Here is a 13,394-nt window from a genome sequence, read left to right on the forward strand (position 1 = left end):
ACCATTGCGCAAACTCCACCGGCTCTTTCCGAGTTCACGGTGCTCCATCTCGGCCTGGGCTCGTTCCACCGCGCCCACCAGGCCGTGTACCTGCAGCGGCTGATCGACGCGGGCGACACCCGCTGGTCGCTCTCGGGCGCCAACATCCGGCCGGACATGGCCGAGGTCGTCGCGGCGCTCGAAGCCCAGGGCGGGCGCTACACGCTCGAAACCGTCTCGCCCGCGGGTGAGTACCGCTACGAAGAGATCTCCGCGATCCGCGAGGTGCTGCCCTGGGAGCGTTCGCTGGCGGGCGTGATCGCCCGCGGCGCGGCGCCCTTGACGCGCATCGTCTCGTTCACCGTGACCGAGGCTGGCTACTACCTCGACGACAAGGGCAAGCTCGATCTCTCCTTCAGCGACCTCGCGGCCGACGTGGAGCGCGCACGGCGCGGCGAGACGGGTGGCGACGGCGTGACCATCTACGGCGCCGTCTGCGCCATCCTGCGTGCGCGCAAGGCCGCGAACGCGGGCCCGCTGACGCTGCTGAACTGCGACAACCTGCGCCACAACGGCGACCGCTTCCGCGCCGGCCTGCTGGAGTTCATCGGCCTGGCGGGCGATGCCGACCTGCTGGCCTGGGTGAACGCGAACACCCGCTGCCCCAACGCCATGGTCGACCGCATCACGCCGCGCCCGCCGCCCGAGTTGCGCGCGCGCGTGAAGGCCGCCACCGGACGCGACGACGCAGCCGCCATCACCGGCGAGAGCTTCATCCAGTGGGTGATCGAAGACGACTTCGTGGCCGGCCGCCCCGACTGGGGCCGCGTGGGCGTGGAGCTGGTCGAGTCGGTGCAGCCGTATGAAGAAGCCAAGATCCGCATCCTCAACGCCACCCACAGCTGCGTGGCCTGGGCGGGCACGCTGATCGGGCTGGGCTTCATCCACGAAGGCACGCACGATGCGGCCATCCGCAAGATGGCCTTCAATTACGTCACGGACGACGTCATTCCCTGCCTGAGCCCCAGCCCCATCGACCTTGCGGCCTACCGCGACGTGGTGCTCGACCGCTTCGGCAACCCGGCCATCCGTGACACCAACCAGCGCGTGGCGGCGGACGGCTTCTCGAAGATCCCCGGCTTCATCGCGCCGACGGTGCGCGAGCGCCTCGCGGCCGGCCAGCCCATCGAGAGCGTGGCGATGCTGCCCGCGCTGTTCCTGGCCTTCCTGCAGCGCTGGCACAAGGGCGCGCTGCCCTACGCCTACCAGGACCAGGGCATGGACGAGGCCGTGGCGCACGCGATCTGCGACGCTGCCGACCCTGTGGTCGCGCTGTGTTCCGACGCGGGGCTGTGGGGCAACATCGCGGGCGATGCGCGGCTGATCGATGCCGTGCGCCGCGCGGGAGAACGCGTCGCGCGCTTCGTGCAGGCCGCGGGGCACAAGCCATGAGCGGCAGGCTGCAGGGCAGGCACGTGCTGCTGACCGGCGCGGGCGGCGGCATCGGCCTGGCCGTGGCCGCGGCCTGCATCGCCGAAGGTGCGCGCTGCACGGTGATCGACCGCGCGCCCGCCGCACCCGAGGCCGTGCGCGCGCTGCAGCAGGGCCACCCCGACAGCCTGGCCTACATCGCGGCCGACGTGACCGACACGCAGGCCATCGCGCACATGCTGGCCGAGGCGCAGGTGGCCTTCGGGCCGGTCCACACGCTGTTCAACAACGCGGCGGTATTCGACCTCGCGCCGCTGCTCGACAGCGACGAGGCTTCGTTCGACCGGCTGTTCGCCGTCAACGTGAAGGGCATGTTCTTCGTGATGCAGGCGGTGCTGCGCCACATGGTGGAGGCCGGCACGCAGGGCGCGTCGGTCATCAACATGGCCTCGCAGGCCGGGCGCCGCGGCGAGGCGCTGGTGTCGCACTACTGCGCGACCAAGGCGGCCGTCATCAGCTACACCCAGAGCGCCGCGCTGGCCATGGCGCCGCACGGCATCCGTGTCAACGGCATCGCTCCCGGTGTGGTCGACACGCCGATGTGGGACCATGTGGACAGCCTGTTCGCCAAGGCCGAAGGACTGCAGCCCGGAGAGAAGAAGCGGCAGGTCGGCCTAGCGGTGCCGCTCGGACGCATGGGCGTGCCGGACGACATCGCGGGGGCGGCGGTGTTCCTCGCCAGCGACGAGGCGCGCTACATCACGGCGCAAACCCTCAATGTCGACGGCGGCAACGTCATGAGCTGAAGACCCGATGAACCAAGACTTCCACCTGTACCTCGACAGCGCCGACATGGTCGAGCTGCAGGCCTGCCTGCCGCACCCCGTGGTGCACGGCGTGACGACCAATCCCACGCTGCTCAGGCGCGCCGGCATCGGCCGCGCCGACGTGCCCGGCCTGCTGCGCCGCTGCATCGAGCTGGGCGCGCGGCAGGTGCAGGCGCAGGTGTATTCGCAGGACGCCGACGGCATGCTGGAGGACGCGCGGGCGCTGCTCGCGCACTTCGCGCCGGGCCAGCTGGTGGTGAAGATCCCGGCCACGCGCCAGGGCTTCGCGGCCGGCGCGCGGCTCATCGAACAGGGCGTGCCCGTCACCTGGACTGCGGTTTACGCGCCCGAGCAGGCCCACTTCGCGGCGCAGCTGGGCGCCGCCTATGCCGCGCCGTACCTCGGCCGCCTGGAAGACTCCGGCGCCGACGGGCTGGGGCTGATCGCGCAGATGCAGGCGCTGGTGGCGCAGCGGCCCGCGTCGGGCACGCGGCTGCTGGTGGCGAGCATCCGCTCGCGCGAGGCCTATCTTTCTCTGCTGCGGATCGGCGTGGGCGCCATCACCATTCCGCCGCGCCTGTTTTCCGCATTGCTCGACCATCCCGCCACGCTGGCCGCGGAAAGCGGCTTCCTCGCCGACGCGCGCGACCTGCCGGCCTGACCGCGCCAGAATCCAGACACCATGCGCATTGCACTCACGGGCGAAGCCCTCATCGATTTCACCGCCAGCGAGGCTGGCACCCTGGCGTTCCTCGGGCACGAGGGCGGTTCGCCGCTCAACACGGCCGTGGCCTGCGCGCGGCTCGGGCAACCGACGGGCTTTCTCACGCAGCTTTCGACCGACCTGTTCGGCGAGCGGCTGATGGGCTTCCTGCAGCGCAACGGCGTAGACACCAGCTTCATCCTGCGCAGCGGCGCGCCTTCGACGCTGGCCTTCGTCGAGCGCACGCCACAAACCAACCGCTATGCCTTCTATACGCAAGGCAGCGCCGACGCCACCTGGGCGCCCGAGCCGCTGCCGCAGCTGCCGGCGGAGTGCCGCTTCCTGCACTTCGGCTCGATCTCGCTGCTGCAGGACCCGGCCGCCACGCGCATCGCCGACTTGGTCGCGGCGAACCGCGGGCAGCGCGTGATCGTGTTCGACCCGAACGTGCGGCCCAGCCTCATCACCGACATGGCTACCTATCGCGAGCGCGTGAACGGCTGGTTCGGCATGGCCGACCTGGTCAAGCTCAGCGACGAGGACGCCGCGCTGCTCGCGCCCGGCCAGCCGGTGGATGCGCTGGCCGCCGAGTGCCTGAAGGCCGGCGCTCGCGCCGTGATCGTCACGCGCGGCGGCGACGGCGCGACGCTCTGGCGCACCGGCCATGCGCCGCTGAGCGTGGCGGCGCCGCGCGTGACCGTGGTCGACACCATCGGCGCGGGCGACACCTTCACGGCAGGGCTGTCGGTGGCGCTGCTCTCGCACGGCATCGAGCAGCCCGGGCAGCTCGACGCGCTGACCGACGACGACTGGAAGGGCGTGATGGGCTTCGCCGCTACCGCCGCCGCCCTCAACTGCACCCGCGAGGGTGCCGATCCACCGACGCTGGAGGCGGTTCACGCCGCGCTGGCGAAGGCACAAAATACCGCTGTTGCTGCTGCTTCCCGGCCCTGAGCCGGGCTGCCATCATGACGACGTCCACCCGCAAGCGCTCGATTCCCCGCCAGCGTCAGCCCGAACTGGAGCGCGACTTCGCGCGGTCCCCCTCGCTGGGCTACGAGGCCCCCGAAGAAACCGGCGTGGTGCGCTGCCTGGCGCACGGCTTCCCGAGCCCGCTGGTGCGGTGGCACTTCCATGAAGAGTACGAACTGCACCTGATCACCGAGACATCGGGCAAGGCCTTCATCGGCGACTGGATCGGGCCCTTCCAGCCCGGGCACCTGGTGCTGTGCGGGCCGAGGCTGCCGCACAACTGGATCTCGCTCGACGTGCCCGAAGGCGGCGCGGCGGGGCGCGACCGCGTGATCCAGTTCCGCCACGAGCCCATCGAGCACGCGGCGGCGCAGATTCCCGAGCTGCGCGAGGTGATGCAGCTGCTGGAGCGGGCGCGCCACGGCATCGAGTTCTTCGGCATGTCGCAGCAGGCGCAGTCGCACTGGGACCGCATCAAGGCCGCGCGCGGCGTGCGCCGCCTGGGCCTGTTCCTCGACTTCATGGCCGACCTGGCGCAGTGCACCGATTACCGGCTGCTGTCGAGCGTGCAGATGCAGGGTGCGCAGGGCGCCGACGGCGACGCGCAGGTCGACCAGATCAACGGCATCGTCAACCGCATCACCAACAACATGGCCGAGCCGATCTCGATGTCCGACGTGGCGGCCGAGCTGGGCATGAGCGAGAGCCGCTTCAGCCGCTTCTTCCGGCGCTCCACCGGCAACAGCTTCACCGACTTCGTCAACCGCGTGCGCATCAACAGCGCCTGCCACCTGCTGATGCAGACCGACCACTACGTGACCGACATCTGCTACCAGGTGGGCTTCAACAACGTGGCGAACTTCAACCGGCGCTTTCTCGAGATCAAGGGCATGACGCCCAGCGAATTCCGCAAGCAGGCCGACACGCGCTTCGGGGTATGAGGTTCGCCCCCAGGCTGCGCGCACTCCGCGTCGCTTCGCCAACCTCCTCGCCGGGGGGCAACACCTGAGGCCCGGCAAAGCCGGTTCCTCGGTGTTCCTTGAAAGGAAAGCGAGCTCTTCGTACATCCGCCGCGCGAAAGCACGGCAATTCTGAACAAATCAAATAAGGGGCTCATCTTGTATCTGGGACTCGACCTCGGCACGTCCGAGCTCAAGGCGCTCTTGCTCGCCGACGACCATCGCATCGTGGGCGTGGCCCGCGCGCCGCTCACGGTCGAACGGCCGCAGCCGTTGTGGTCGGAACAGGCGCCGCAGCAGTGGTGGCAGGCGCTCGAAGAAGTGATGCGTGCGCTCGGCAAGTCGCACCCCGAAGAACTCGCGGCGGTGCGCGCCATCGGCCTTTCGGGCCAGATGCACGGTGCCACGCTGATCGACGAAGCGGGCGAGGTGCTGCGCCCCGCGATCCTCTGGAACGATGGCCGCAGCGGCGCGCAATGCGAAGCGCTCGCGCGCGCCGTGCCCAGGCTCGGCGAGATCGCGGGCAACCTCGCGATGCCGGGTTTCACCGCGCCCAAGCTGCTGTGGGTGCGCGAGCACGAGCCCGAGATCTTCAGCCGCGTCGCCCGCGTGCTGCTGCCGAAGGACTGGCTGCGCTTCATGCTCAGCGGCGAGTCGGTCAGCGAGATGTCGGATGCGGCGGGCACGTTGTGGCTCGACGTGGGCGCGCGCGACTGGTCCGACGAGCTGCTCGCCGCCACGGGGCTGACGCGTGCCCACATGCCGAGGCTGGTCGAGGGCAGCGAAGTGTCGGCGCAGCTCAAGCCCGAACTGGCCGGGCGATGGGGCCTGCCCGATGGCGTCAAGATCGCCGGCGGTGCCGGCGACAACGCGGCGAGCGCGGTCGGCATGGGGCTGGTCGAGCCGGGGCAGGGCTTCGTGTCGCTAGGCACGTCGGGCGTGGTGTTCGCGTCGACCGACCGCTTCCTGCCGAACCCCGCACAGGCGATGCACGCCTTCTGCCACGCGCTGCCGAAGCGCTGGCACCAGATGTCGGTGATGCTCTCGGCCGCCAGCGCGGTGAGTTGGGCCGCCAAGACTTTCAGGTTTGCCGACGAGGCGGCGCTGCTCGAAGCTGCCGCAAGCGTTGCGCTGTCGCAGCGCGAACGCTGCCCGCTGTTCCTTCCGTACCTGTCGGGCGAGCGCTCGCCGCACAACAACCCCAACGCGCAGGGCGTGCTCTTCGGGCTCACGCATGCGCACGGGCCGGCGGAGATCGCCTATGCCGTGGTCGAGGGCGTGAGCTTCGGCCTGCGCGACGGCTTCGACACCCTGCGGCTGCCGCAAGACATGCCGATGCGCGAGATGGCGCTGGTCGGCGGCGGCGCGCGCAGTGTGTGGTGGGGGCAGTTGCTGGCCGACATCTTCCAGGTTCCGCTCACGCTCTATGCGGGCAGCGAGACTGGTGGGGCGCTGGGCGCGGCGCGGCTGGCCTGGCTGGCGAATGGGGGCGAGGTGGCAGAGGTGTGCACGCTGCCGCCAGTGAAGCAGAAGCTGGTTCCCTCGACCGAGGGGGCCGATGCCCGCAGGACGAGGCATACGCGCTTCCAGGCGCTCTACAAGGCGGTGCAGGCGCAATTCCAGTAGCAGAGCAATCACGACCGCCCATGAAAAAAGCCCGGCGCAAGCCGAGCTTTTTTCATTTCGCGAGACACCGCGGATCCGGCTCAGCCGGTCCGCAGGTGTCGCCCCCGGTAGGGGGAGGCGTAGCGGACACGAAGTGCCGCGCAGCCTGGGGGCGAGCAATTACATGCCCATGCCGCCCATGCCACCCATGCCACCCATGTCGGGCATGCCGCCGCCGGCAGGAGCGTCGTCCTTCGGAGCGTCAGCCACCATGGCTTCGGTCGTCAGCAGCAGCGAGGACACCGAAGCGGCGTTCTGCAGTGCGGTGCGGGTGACCTTCGTCGGGTCCAGGATGCCCAGCTCGAGCATGTCGCCGTACGTGTCGTTGGCGGCATTGAAGCCGTAGTTGCCCTTGCCGGCCAGAACCGCGTTCACCACCACCGAGGCTTCGCCGCCGGCGTTGTTCACGATTTCGCGCAGGGGAGCTTCGATGGCCTTCAGCACCAGCTTGATGCCGGCGTCTTGGTCGGCGTTGTCGCCCTTGACCTTGTCGCCCACGGCTTGCTTGGCACGCAGCAGAGCCACGCCGCCACCAGCCACGACGCCTTCTTCCACTGCAGCGCGGGTGGCGTGCAGGGCGTCTTCGACGCGAGCCTTCTTTTCCTTCATTTCGACTTCGGTGGCAGCGCCGACCTTGATCACGGCAACACCGCCGGCCAGTTTGGCCACGCGCTCTTGCAGCTTTTCACGGTCGTAGTCGCTGGTGGCTTCCTCGATCTGCACGCGGATCTGCTTCACGCGGGCTTCGATGTCCGGAGCAGCGCCCGAGCCGTCGATGATGATCGTGTTTTCCTTGCCCACTTCGATGCGCTTGGCCTGGCCCAGGTCGGCCAGGGTCACCTTCTCGAGGGTCAGGCCCACTTCTTCGGCGATGACCTTGCCGCCCGTCAGGATGGCGATGTCTTCCAGCATGGCCTTGCGGCGGTCGCCGAAGCCGGGAGCCTTGACGGCCACGACCTTCAGGATGCCGCGGATGGTGTTCACCACCAGCGTAGCCAGGGCTTCGCCTTCGACTTCTTCAGCGATGATCAGCAGCGGACGGCCGGCCTTGGCGACTTGCTCCAGCGTGGGCAGCAGGTCACGGATGTTGCTGATCTTCTTGTCGAACAGCAGGACGAACGGGTTGTCCAGGATCGCCGATTGCTTCTCGGGGTTGTTGATGAAGTAGGGCGACAGGTAGCCGCGGTCGAACTGCATGCCTTCGACGACGTCCAGTTCGCTGTCCAGCGACTTGCCGTCTTCCACGGTGATCACGCCTTCCTTGCCGACCTTGTCCATCGCGTCGGCGATGATCTTGCCGATGGTTTCGTCGCTGTTGGCCGAGATCGAGCCGACTTGAGCGATTTCCTTCGACGTGGTGGTGGGCTTCGAAGCCTTCTTCAGCTCTTCGACCAGGGCAGCAACTGCCTTGTCGATGCCGCGCTTCAGGTCCATCGGGTTGATGCCGGCGGCCACGTACTTGAAGCCTTCGCGAACGATGGCTTGAGCCAGCACGGTCGCGGTGGTGGTGCCGTCACCGGCGTTGTCGCTGGTCTTGGAGGCCACTTCCTTCACGAGCTGGGCGCCCATGTTCTGGAGCTTGTCCTTCAGTTCGATTTCCTTGGCGACCGACACGCCGTCCTTCGTGACGGTGGGGGCGCCGAACGAGCGCTCGAGCACCACGTTGCGGCCCTTGGGGCCCAGGGTCACCTTGACTGCGTTGGCGAGGATGTTCACACCCTCGACCATGCGTGCGCGGGCTTCGCCGCCGAAGACTACGTCTTTTGCTGCCATGTCTAATTACTCCGAATGGGGATCTGTTGAATTACTTCTCGACGACCGCGAACAGGTCGTCTTCCTTCATGACGAGCAGCTCGTCGCCGCCGACCTTGACGGTCTGGCCGCTGTACTTGCCGAACAGGACGCGGTCGCCGACCTTCACGGTCAGAGCTGCCAGTTCGCCCTTGTCGTTGCGCTTGCCCGGGCCCACGGCCAGGACTTCACCCTGATCGGGCTTCTCGGCGGCTGCGTCGGGGATCACGATGCCCGATGCGGTCTTGGTTTCGCTGTCAACACGCTTGACGATCACGCGATCGGCCAAAGGACGAAGTTTCATTGCATCTCCTGGATGTATGGATAAGAAACGGGTTTGTGGTCGGGCGCCGGACCGGAGGCCGGCAGCCCATCAGCTGGAAGCGAGGGCTGTTAGCACTCGTCAGCAGCGAGTGCTAATCATAAGGGCAATCGATGACGTTTCAAGGCTGGGCGGCCGCTGGCGCCAGTTCCGCAGTCAGGAAATCCGAAATCGCACGGCCGTGCTCTTTCTGTCGCCGATGCGGCAGGAGGTGGCTTCCGGAGGCCCGGGAGGGGCGGCAGGGAACCGGGGCCATCAGTCGATGCACGGATCGATGATTCAGGCCCGACGCCGACGCCGCTGCTCGCCAGGCCGGCAAGTCGCTCTTCGGGGCCAGGCAAGTGATGAGGCACGCGGGACGGCGCTCATGGGGCTGCTAATGGATTAGATCAATCAACGGCCCCGGCCCTATAAATCCCGGTTTTTCACCCGGCCTCGGGGCCGATGTCGAACTTGGCGGATCGAGCCGGTTTCCATGATTTTGCATTTGATTTTACGCAGGGCCGATGGCTCGCGCGGGCTGCGGGGAACGATGAGTTCGAGAAACGAGGCCCATCGCAGCCCGCCACCGAAAGACCCGCTCGCATGACCGCGTCCCATCGCTGCGATGCGATCGCGGTCGTCGACGACGACCCGCGCCTGCGGCAACTGGTCGGCGGCTATCTCTCCCAGGAGGGCTACGAGGTGTTCGAGGCCGAGAACGGCAGTGCGCTTTCGTCGATCCTGCAGCGCCGCGCCATCGACCTCATCGTGCTCGACGTGCTGCTGCCGGGCGAGGACGGCTTCTCGGTCTGCAGGCGCCTGCGCGCCACTGGCACGCGCACGCCGATCATCATGCTCAGCGCGAAGGCCGAGGACGCCGACAGGATCGCGGGCCTGACGATGGGCGCTGACGACTATGTCTGCAAGCCCTGCAATCCCCGGGAACTGCGTGCCCGCATCCAGGCGATCCTGCGGCGCAGCCCTCCGAAGGAGGAGCCCGGCGGGCCTTCGATCGCGAACGAGGTCGTGCGTTTCGGGCCTTTCGAATTCAACATGGGCACGCGCACGCTTCGCAGGGACGGGCGCATCCTCGGCATCACCACCGTGCAGATCGCGATTCTCAAGGTGCTCGTGCGGCACACGGGCCAGCCGATGTCGCGGGAGAAGCTCGCGCAGGTGGCGCGCGGGCGCGAACTCGGCGCCTTCGACCGCAGCCTGGACGTGCAGGTCTCCCGGTTGCGCAAGCTGCTGGAGGACGGGGCGTTTTCCTATATCCAGACGGTATGGGGCGTGGGCTACATGTTCGAGCCCAGCGGCAAGGATGGCGGCATCAGGTATCCGTCAGGGCCCGGCCACGCGGCCTCCTGGTAGCTCCGGGCTGCCTTGGCGCCGCTCAGAGCCTGGACAGCGGCACCTGAAGATCGGCAAGCTGCTCCGGCGTGACCTCGGTGCCGCGCTCGATGAGCCTTCGCGCAAACCGCAGATCGCGCGCCGCGTTCGGCCCCAGCGCGGCGGCGACCTTGCCGCCATCCAGGAAGAACACGACGAAGCTGTCGCTCTCCATGTCGCCGCGCACCACGGCGCGATGCCCCGGCGCCGGCATGCCGAATATCTGGAGGTTGATGCCGTACTGGTCGGACCAGAACCACGGAAGCGGCTGGTGATCGACCGCGATGCCCAGTGCGGAGCGCGCGGCCGCGATGCCCTGCTCCTGCGCGTTCTGCCACGACTCCAGCCGAATCCTCCGGCCGGCGCGCTCGCAGTGCCAGACGGCGACGTCGCCGGCGGCGAGGATGTCCGGGTCGGAGCTGCGGCATTGCGAGTCGACCACGATGCCGCCTTCGCACTGCAGGCCGGCCTCGCGCGCGAGCTCGTCGTTCGCGATCAGGCCGATGCCGGCCAGCACCACGTCGCATGCCAGCGTGCGTCCGTCGACGAGCGTGGCGATCAGGCCGTTGCCGTCCGCGCCTTGCGCCAGGCGCTCGATGCCCATGCCCAGTTCGACATGAACGCCATGCGAGGCGTGGAGCCGAAGCAGGTAGCCGGATATCTCAGGCGCAACGGTGCGCTCGCAGAGGCGCTGCATCGCTTCCACGACCGTGACCTCCAGCCCCTTCCTGCGGGCGGTCGAGGCCACTTCGAGCCCGATCCATCCGCCACCGATGACCAGCAGCCGCCTGCCCGGCATGAGCGCGGCTCCCAGCGCCGCGGCATCGTCGAGGTTGCGCAGCGTGAAGACGCCGGGCAGCTCCGACCCGGGAATGCCCAGCCGCCGGGCACGGCCACCGGTGCAGAGAATCAGTTTGTCGTAGCCGACGACGTCGCCGCCGCTCAGGTGCAGTCGCTTCGCCGCGCTGTCGATGCGCGTCGCGCTCACTCCCGGGCGCCAGTCCACGTTGAGCGCGCCGAAGGCTTCGGGCTTCTGCAGGCTGGTCGTCTCTGGAAGGGCTTCACCGGCGAGAACCGATTTCGACAGGGGAGGGCGCTCGTAGGGGCGATGCGCCTCGTCGCCGATCAGCACGATCCTGCCGCCGAAGCCTTCGCTGCGCAGTGTCTGCGCGGCCCATCCGCCGGCCTGGCCGGCGCCGACGATCGCGATCGTCTTTTCTTCAGCGCTCATGGTTCGTACCGTTGCAGATCAGCCCAGCGAAAGAAACACCCGCCCGCCCTCGATCTTCACGGGATAGGAGCGGATCGCTTCGGTCACAGGCGCGCAGGTGGGCTTGCCGCTGCGCACGTCGAACTTGCCCTGGTGCAGCGGGCACTCGATCTCGTGCCCTTCGAGAAAGCCTTCGCACAGGCGGGCATGCCCGTGGGTGCAGATGTTGTCGGTGGCGTAGACGTTGCCTTCGACGCTGTAGAGCGCGACTTCATTGCCACCCACGAGGACGGCGATCACGTCGTCCGCCGGTACGTCGTCGACCGCGGCGGCGTCGGTCCATTGCAGCTCACTCATGGCGGTCCTCAGATCGGATAGATGACGGAGTTCGGGATCATTTCGCTGTCGTAGATGACCTGGCGCGAGGCGAACTTCAGGCCCTCCTCGGTGCGCACCACCACGTCGATGTAGCGGCCCACGCTGAAGACGCTCGAAAGCTCCGAGAGCTTGGTGCGGAAGACCGCGTAGTTGGCCTCCGACTCGATGCGCCCCGGCTCGGCCTTCAGCACCACGGGTGCGCCCACCACGTGGCGCTGGTAGTACGGGTCGTGGAAGAGGGTCTCGCGGATGCCGTAGACACGATCCTTCAGCATGCCCTTGCTCTCGAAGGAGAGCGTGGCGAGAGGAAAGCCGCGCTCGTGGTTCTCGCGCGGCTGCAGCCGGTAGACGCAGTCTTCCGTGAAGAACTCTGGCCACAGTTCCCACTGGCTGGAGCTCACGGCCTGGGCGTAGCGGGCGTAGAGCTGCGAAAGCTCGAAGTACTCCTGGAAGTCCATCGCTCAAGCCTCCATCACCTTGCGCCAGTACTCGTACATGCCCCGGATCAGCGTCTCGGTGACCATGTGGTCCGTATCGCCGACCTCGCGGCCGCCGAGTTCGGCGAGCGTGCGGTGGAATGGCTTCTGCTCGAAGCCCTTCTGCGAGAGCTCGATCACCTCGCCGTCGTCGGCCGACACGAAACCCGCGGGGCCGAAGAGGTTGGCCTGGCGCAGCCGGCGCTGCGTCATCTCCTCGGTGTCGTCCTCGAAGCCGAAGTGCGTCCAGACGAAGTCGAAGGCGCCGGGACCGCTGGGCTGGATGTGCCGCGTCGAGACGCTGTTGACCTGCTGCTGCAGGATTACGCTCGGGAAGAGCGTCATCATCACCGCCGTCGGCCCGCCCCACCAGGGCTCGGGCACGATGTCGAGGAATCGCGGGTCGTTGAGCTGCATGCTTTCCTTGAAGCTCGACACCTGGGTCACCTGGTCTGCCTTGCCGCTCGCGCCGCGCGTGGAGATCATGGCGGCGTGGCGGTGGTGCCGGTCCATCTTCAGCTCCGACTTGTTGTCCGCGCGCCAGAGCCCGAAGGTCACGAACCAGGTGTGCAGCAGGCCCGGGTGGTACGGGTCCTTGATGTTCTCCTGCATGAGCTTCCAGTTGCCCGGAATGCGCTGGCGGTTGTAGCCGAGGATGGTGAGCTTGCGGCCGTTGAAGAGCCGGTCGAAGTAGCCCAGGATCTCCGGGCCCATGAAGTCCTCGAGCGATTCGACCTCGGGGTCGAAGGCCGCGAAGACCACGCCGCCGCGCCGGGCCACCTTGAGCTTGTTGAGGCCGTGCTCGGCCGGCTTGAAGTCGGCCGGCATGCCGCCGTTGACCTTGCCGTCCTGCTTCACGCCGCGGCGGAAGGGCACGCCCTGCAGGTCGCCTGCGAGCGTGTAGTTCCATTGGTGGTAGGGGCAGGTGAAGCCGCCTTCCTTGCGGTTGCCGTGCCGCTCGCGGCAGAACTGCATGCCGCGATGGGCGCACACGTTCTCGACCACGCTGATGGAGTCTTCCGCATCGCGCACCATGATCACCGAGCGCTCGCCCACCACCGTGCGCTTGAAGTCGCCGACCGCCGGAATCTCGGCCTCCAGGCCGACGTAGCTCCAGTGGCCGCGATAGAAGAAGCGCTCCAGCTCCTGGCGGTGCAGGTCGGCCTCGGTGTAGGCCATGAAGGGGATGCGGCTGGTGCCCTGGCTCTCCCAGTGGATCTTCTGGGGGAAGACCGCCGATGCGGTGTCGTCCATTCTTGTGTCTCCTTGGCCGCCCGGTGGAGGGCGGCGTTCGTCTCTCGTGGGTGCGT

13 protein-coding genes are annotated in these 13,394 nt (G+C 68.0%); 7 read left to right on the forward strand and 6 right to left on the reverse strand.

The genetic code is table 11. The annotated features are described in order from the left end of the window. Positions 1–39: 39 nt before the first annotated feature. The 6 genes from dalD to xylB all read left to right on the forward strand — a co-directional run bounded on the left by dalD (position 40) and on the right by xylB (position 6,497). Entirely contained in the window at positions 40–1,431 is a 1,392-nt protein-coding gene (gene dalD / locus ABL843_RS06075) for a D-arabinitol 4-dehydrogenase (RefSeq protein ID WP_418120441.1), read from the forward strand. After that, on the forward strand, positions 1,428–2,216 hold the full coding sequence (locus ABL843_RS06080) for an L-iditol 2-dehydrogenase (RefSeq protein ID WP_126022948.1): 789 nt from the start codon (positions 1,428–1,430) through the stop codon (positions 2,214–2,216). The genes dalD and ABL843_RS06080 overlap by 4 nt, the downstream gene beginning before the upstream one ends. Positions 2,217–2,223: 7 nt before the next feature. Then, entirely contained in the window at positions 2,224–2,898 is a 675-nt protein-coding gene (locus ABL843_RS06085) for a transaldolase family protein (protein ID WP_418119306.1), read from the forward strand. 21 nt (positions 2,899–2,919) lie between these two features. Further along, on the forward strand, positions 2,920–3,894 hold the full coding sequence (locus tag ABL843_RS06090) for a carbohydrate kinase family protein (RefSeq protein ID WP_418119307.1): 975 nt from the start codon (positions 2,920–2,922) through the stop codon (positions 3,892–3,894). A 14-nt stretch (positions 3,895–3,908) separates the two neighbouring features. Further along, positions 3,909–4,853, forward strand: a complete 945-nt coding sequence (locus ABL843_RS06095) for an AraC family transcriptional regulator (protein ID WP_184635034.1) — start codon at positions 3,909–3,911, stop codon at positions 4,851–4,853. 177 nt (positions 4,854–5,030) lie between these two features. Further along, entirely contained in the window at positions 5,031–6,497 is a 1,467-nt protein-coding gene (gene xylB / locus ABL843_RS06100; protein ID WP_418119308.1) for a xylulokinase, read from the forward strand. Between the two features lie 159 nt (positions 6,498–6,656). On the opposite strand, the gene groL is transcribed toward xylB, so the two are convergent. Together groL and ABL843_RS06110 are read right to left on the reverse strand one after the other, a co-directional pair. Beyond that, positions 6,657–8,309, reverse strand: coding sequence for a chaperonin GroEL (gene groL / locus ABL843_RS06105; RefSeq protein ID WP_126022952.1), 1,653 nt, complete (start codon positions 8,307–8,309; stop codon positions 6,657–6,659). A 31-nt stretch (positions 8,310–8,340) separates the two neighbouring features. Then, positions 8,341–8,631 carry a co-chaperone GroES gene (locus tag ABL843_RS06110; protein ID WP_007835162.1) on the reverse strand — a complete coding sequence of 97 codons (291 nt, stop codon included), beginning with the start codon at positions 8,629–8,631 and terminating at the stop codon, positions 8,341–8,343. Between the two features lie 603 nt (positions 8,632–9,234). On the opposite strand from ABL843_RS06110, the gene ABL843_RS06115 reads away from it, so the two are divergent. Then, on the forward strand, positions 9,235–10,002 hold the full coding sequence (locus ABL843_RS06115; RefSeq protein ID WP_126022958.1) for a response regulator: 768 nt from the start codon (positions 9,235–9,237) through the stop codon (positions 10,000–10,002). A 22-nt stretch (positions 10,003–10,024) separates the two neighbouring features. Here ABL843_RS06115 and ABL843_RS06120 read toward each other — a convergent pair whose 3' ends face one another. From ABL843_RS06120 to ABL843_RS06135, 4 genes are read right to left on the reverse strand one after another with little or no spacing between them, the layout of a single operon-like run. Continuing rightward, positions 10,025–11,251, reverse strand: coding sequence for an NAD(P)/FAD-dependent oxidoreductase (locus ABL843_RS06120; RefSeq protein WP_418119309.1), 1,227 nt, complete (start codon positions 11,249–11,251; stop codon positions 10,025–10,027). An 18-nt stretch (positions 11,252–11,269) separates the two neighbouring features. Further along, positions 11,270–11,587: a non-heme iron oxygenase ferredoxin subunit gene (locus ABL843_RS06125; protein ID WP_184635040.1), complete on the reverse strand. Its 318-nt coding sequence runs from the start codon at positions 11,585–11,587 to the stop codon at positions 11,270–11,272. An 8-nt stretch (positions 11,588–11,595) separates the two neighbouring features. After that, complete coding sequence (locus ABL843_RS06130) at positions 11,596–12,066, reverse strand: aromatic-ring-hydroxylating dioxygenase subunit beta (RefSeq protein ID WP_126022961.1); 471 nt, start codon at positions 12,064–12,066, stop codon at positions 11,596–11,598. A gap of 3 nt (positions 12,067–12,069) precedes the next feature. Beyond that, positions 12,070–13,338, reverse strand: a complete 1,269-nt coding sequence (locus ABL843_RS06135; protein ID WP_418119310.1) for an aromatic ring-hydroxylating dioxygenase subunit alpha — start codon at positions 13,336–13,338, stop codon at positions 12,070–12,072. Between the last annotated feature and the right edge of the window lie 56 nt (positions 13,339–13,394).

This window comes from Variovorax sp. 350MFTsu5.1, from assembly GCF_048302515.1.
Taxonomy (GTDB): domain Bacteria; phylum Pseudomonadota; class Gammaproteobacteria; order Burkholderiales; family Burkholderiaceae_C; genus Variovorax; species Variovorax guangxiensis.

What these genes read in the sequence shown, in the direction of transcription:
- ABL843_RS06110 (WP_007835162.1), bottom strand. Translation starts at nt 8,631, where the DNA reads ATGAAACTTCGTCCTTTGGCCGATCGCGTGATCGTCAAGCGTGTTGAC.
- groL (WP_126022952.1), bottom strand. Translation starts at nt 8,309, where the DNA reads ATGGCAGCAAAAGACGTAGTCTTCGGCGGCGAAGCCCGCGCACGCATG.
- ABL843_RS06085 (WP_418119306.1), top strand. Translation starts at nt 2,224, where the DNA reads ATGAACCAAGACTTCCACCTGTACCTCGACAGCGCCGACATGGTCGAG.
- ABL843_RS06095 (WP_184635034.1), top strand. Translation starts at nt 3,909, where the DNA reads ATGACGACGTCCACCCGCAAGCGCTCGATTCCCCGCCAGCGTCAGCCC.
- ABL843_RS06115 (WP_126022958.1), top strand. Translation starts at nt 9,235, where the DNA reads ATGACCGCGTCCCATCGCTGCGATGCGATCGCGGTCGTCGACGACGAC.
- ABL843_RS06130 (WP_126022961.1), bottom strand. Translation starts at nt 12,066, where the DNA reads ATGGACTTCCAGGAGTACTTCGAGCTTTCGCAGCTCTACGCCCGCTAC.
- ABL843_RS06135 (WP_418119310.1), bottom strand. Translation starts at nt 13,338, where the DNA reads ATGGACGACACCGCATCGGCGGTCTTCCCCCAGAAGATCCACTGGGAG.
- ABL843_RS06080 (WP_126022948.1), top strand. Translation starts at nt 1,428, where the DNA reads ATGAGCGGCAGGCTGCAGGGCAGGCACGTGCTGCTGACCGGCGCGGGC.
- ABL843_RS06125 (WP_184635040.1), bottom strand. Translation starts at nt 11,587, where the DNA reads ATGAGTGAGCTGCAATGGACCGACGCCGCCGCGGTCGACGACGTACCG.
- ABL843_RS06090 (WP_418119307.1), top strand. Translation starts at nt 2,920, where the DNA reads ATGCGCATTGCACTCACGGGCGAAGCCCTCATCGATTTCACCGCCAGC.
- ABL843_RS06120 (WP_418119309.1), bottom strand. Translation starts at nt 11,251, where the DNA reads ATGAGCGCTGAAGAAAAGACGATCGCGATCGTCGGCGCCGGCCAGGCC.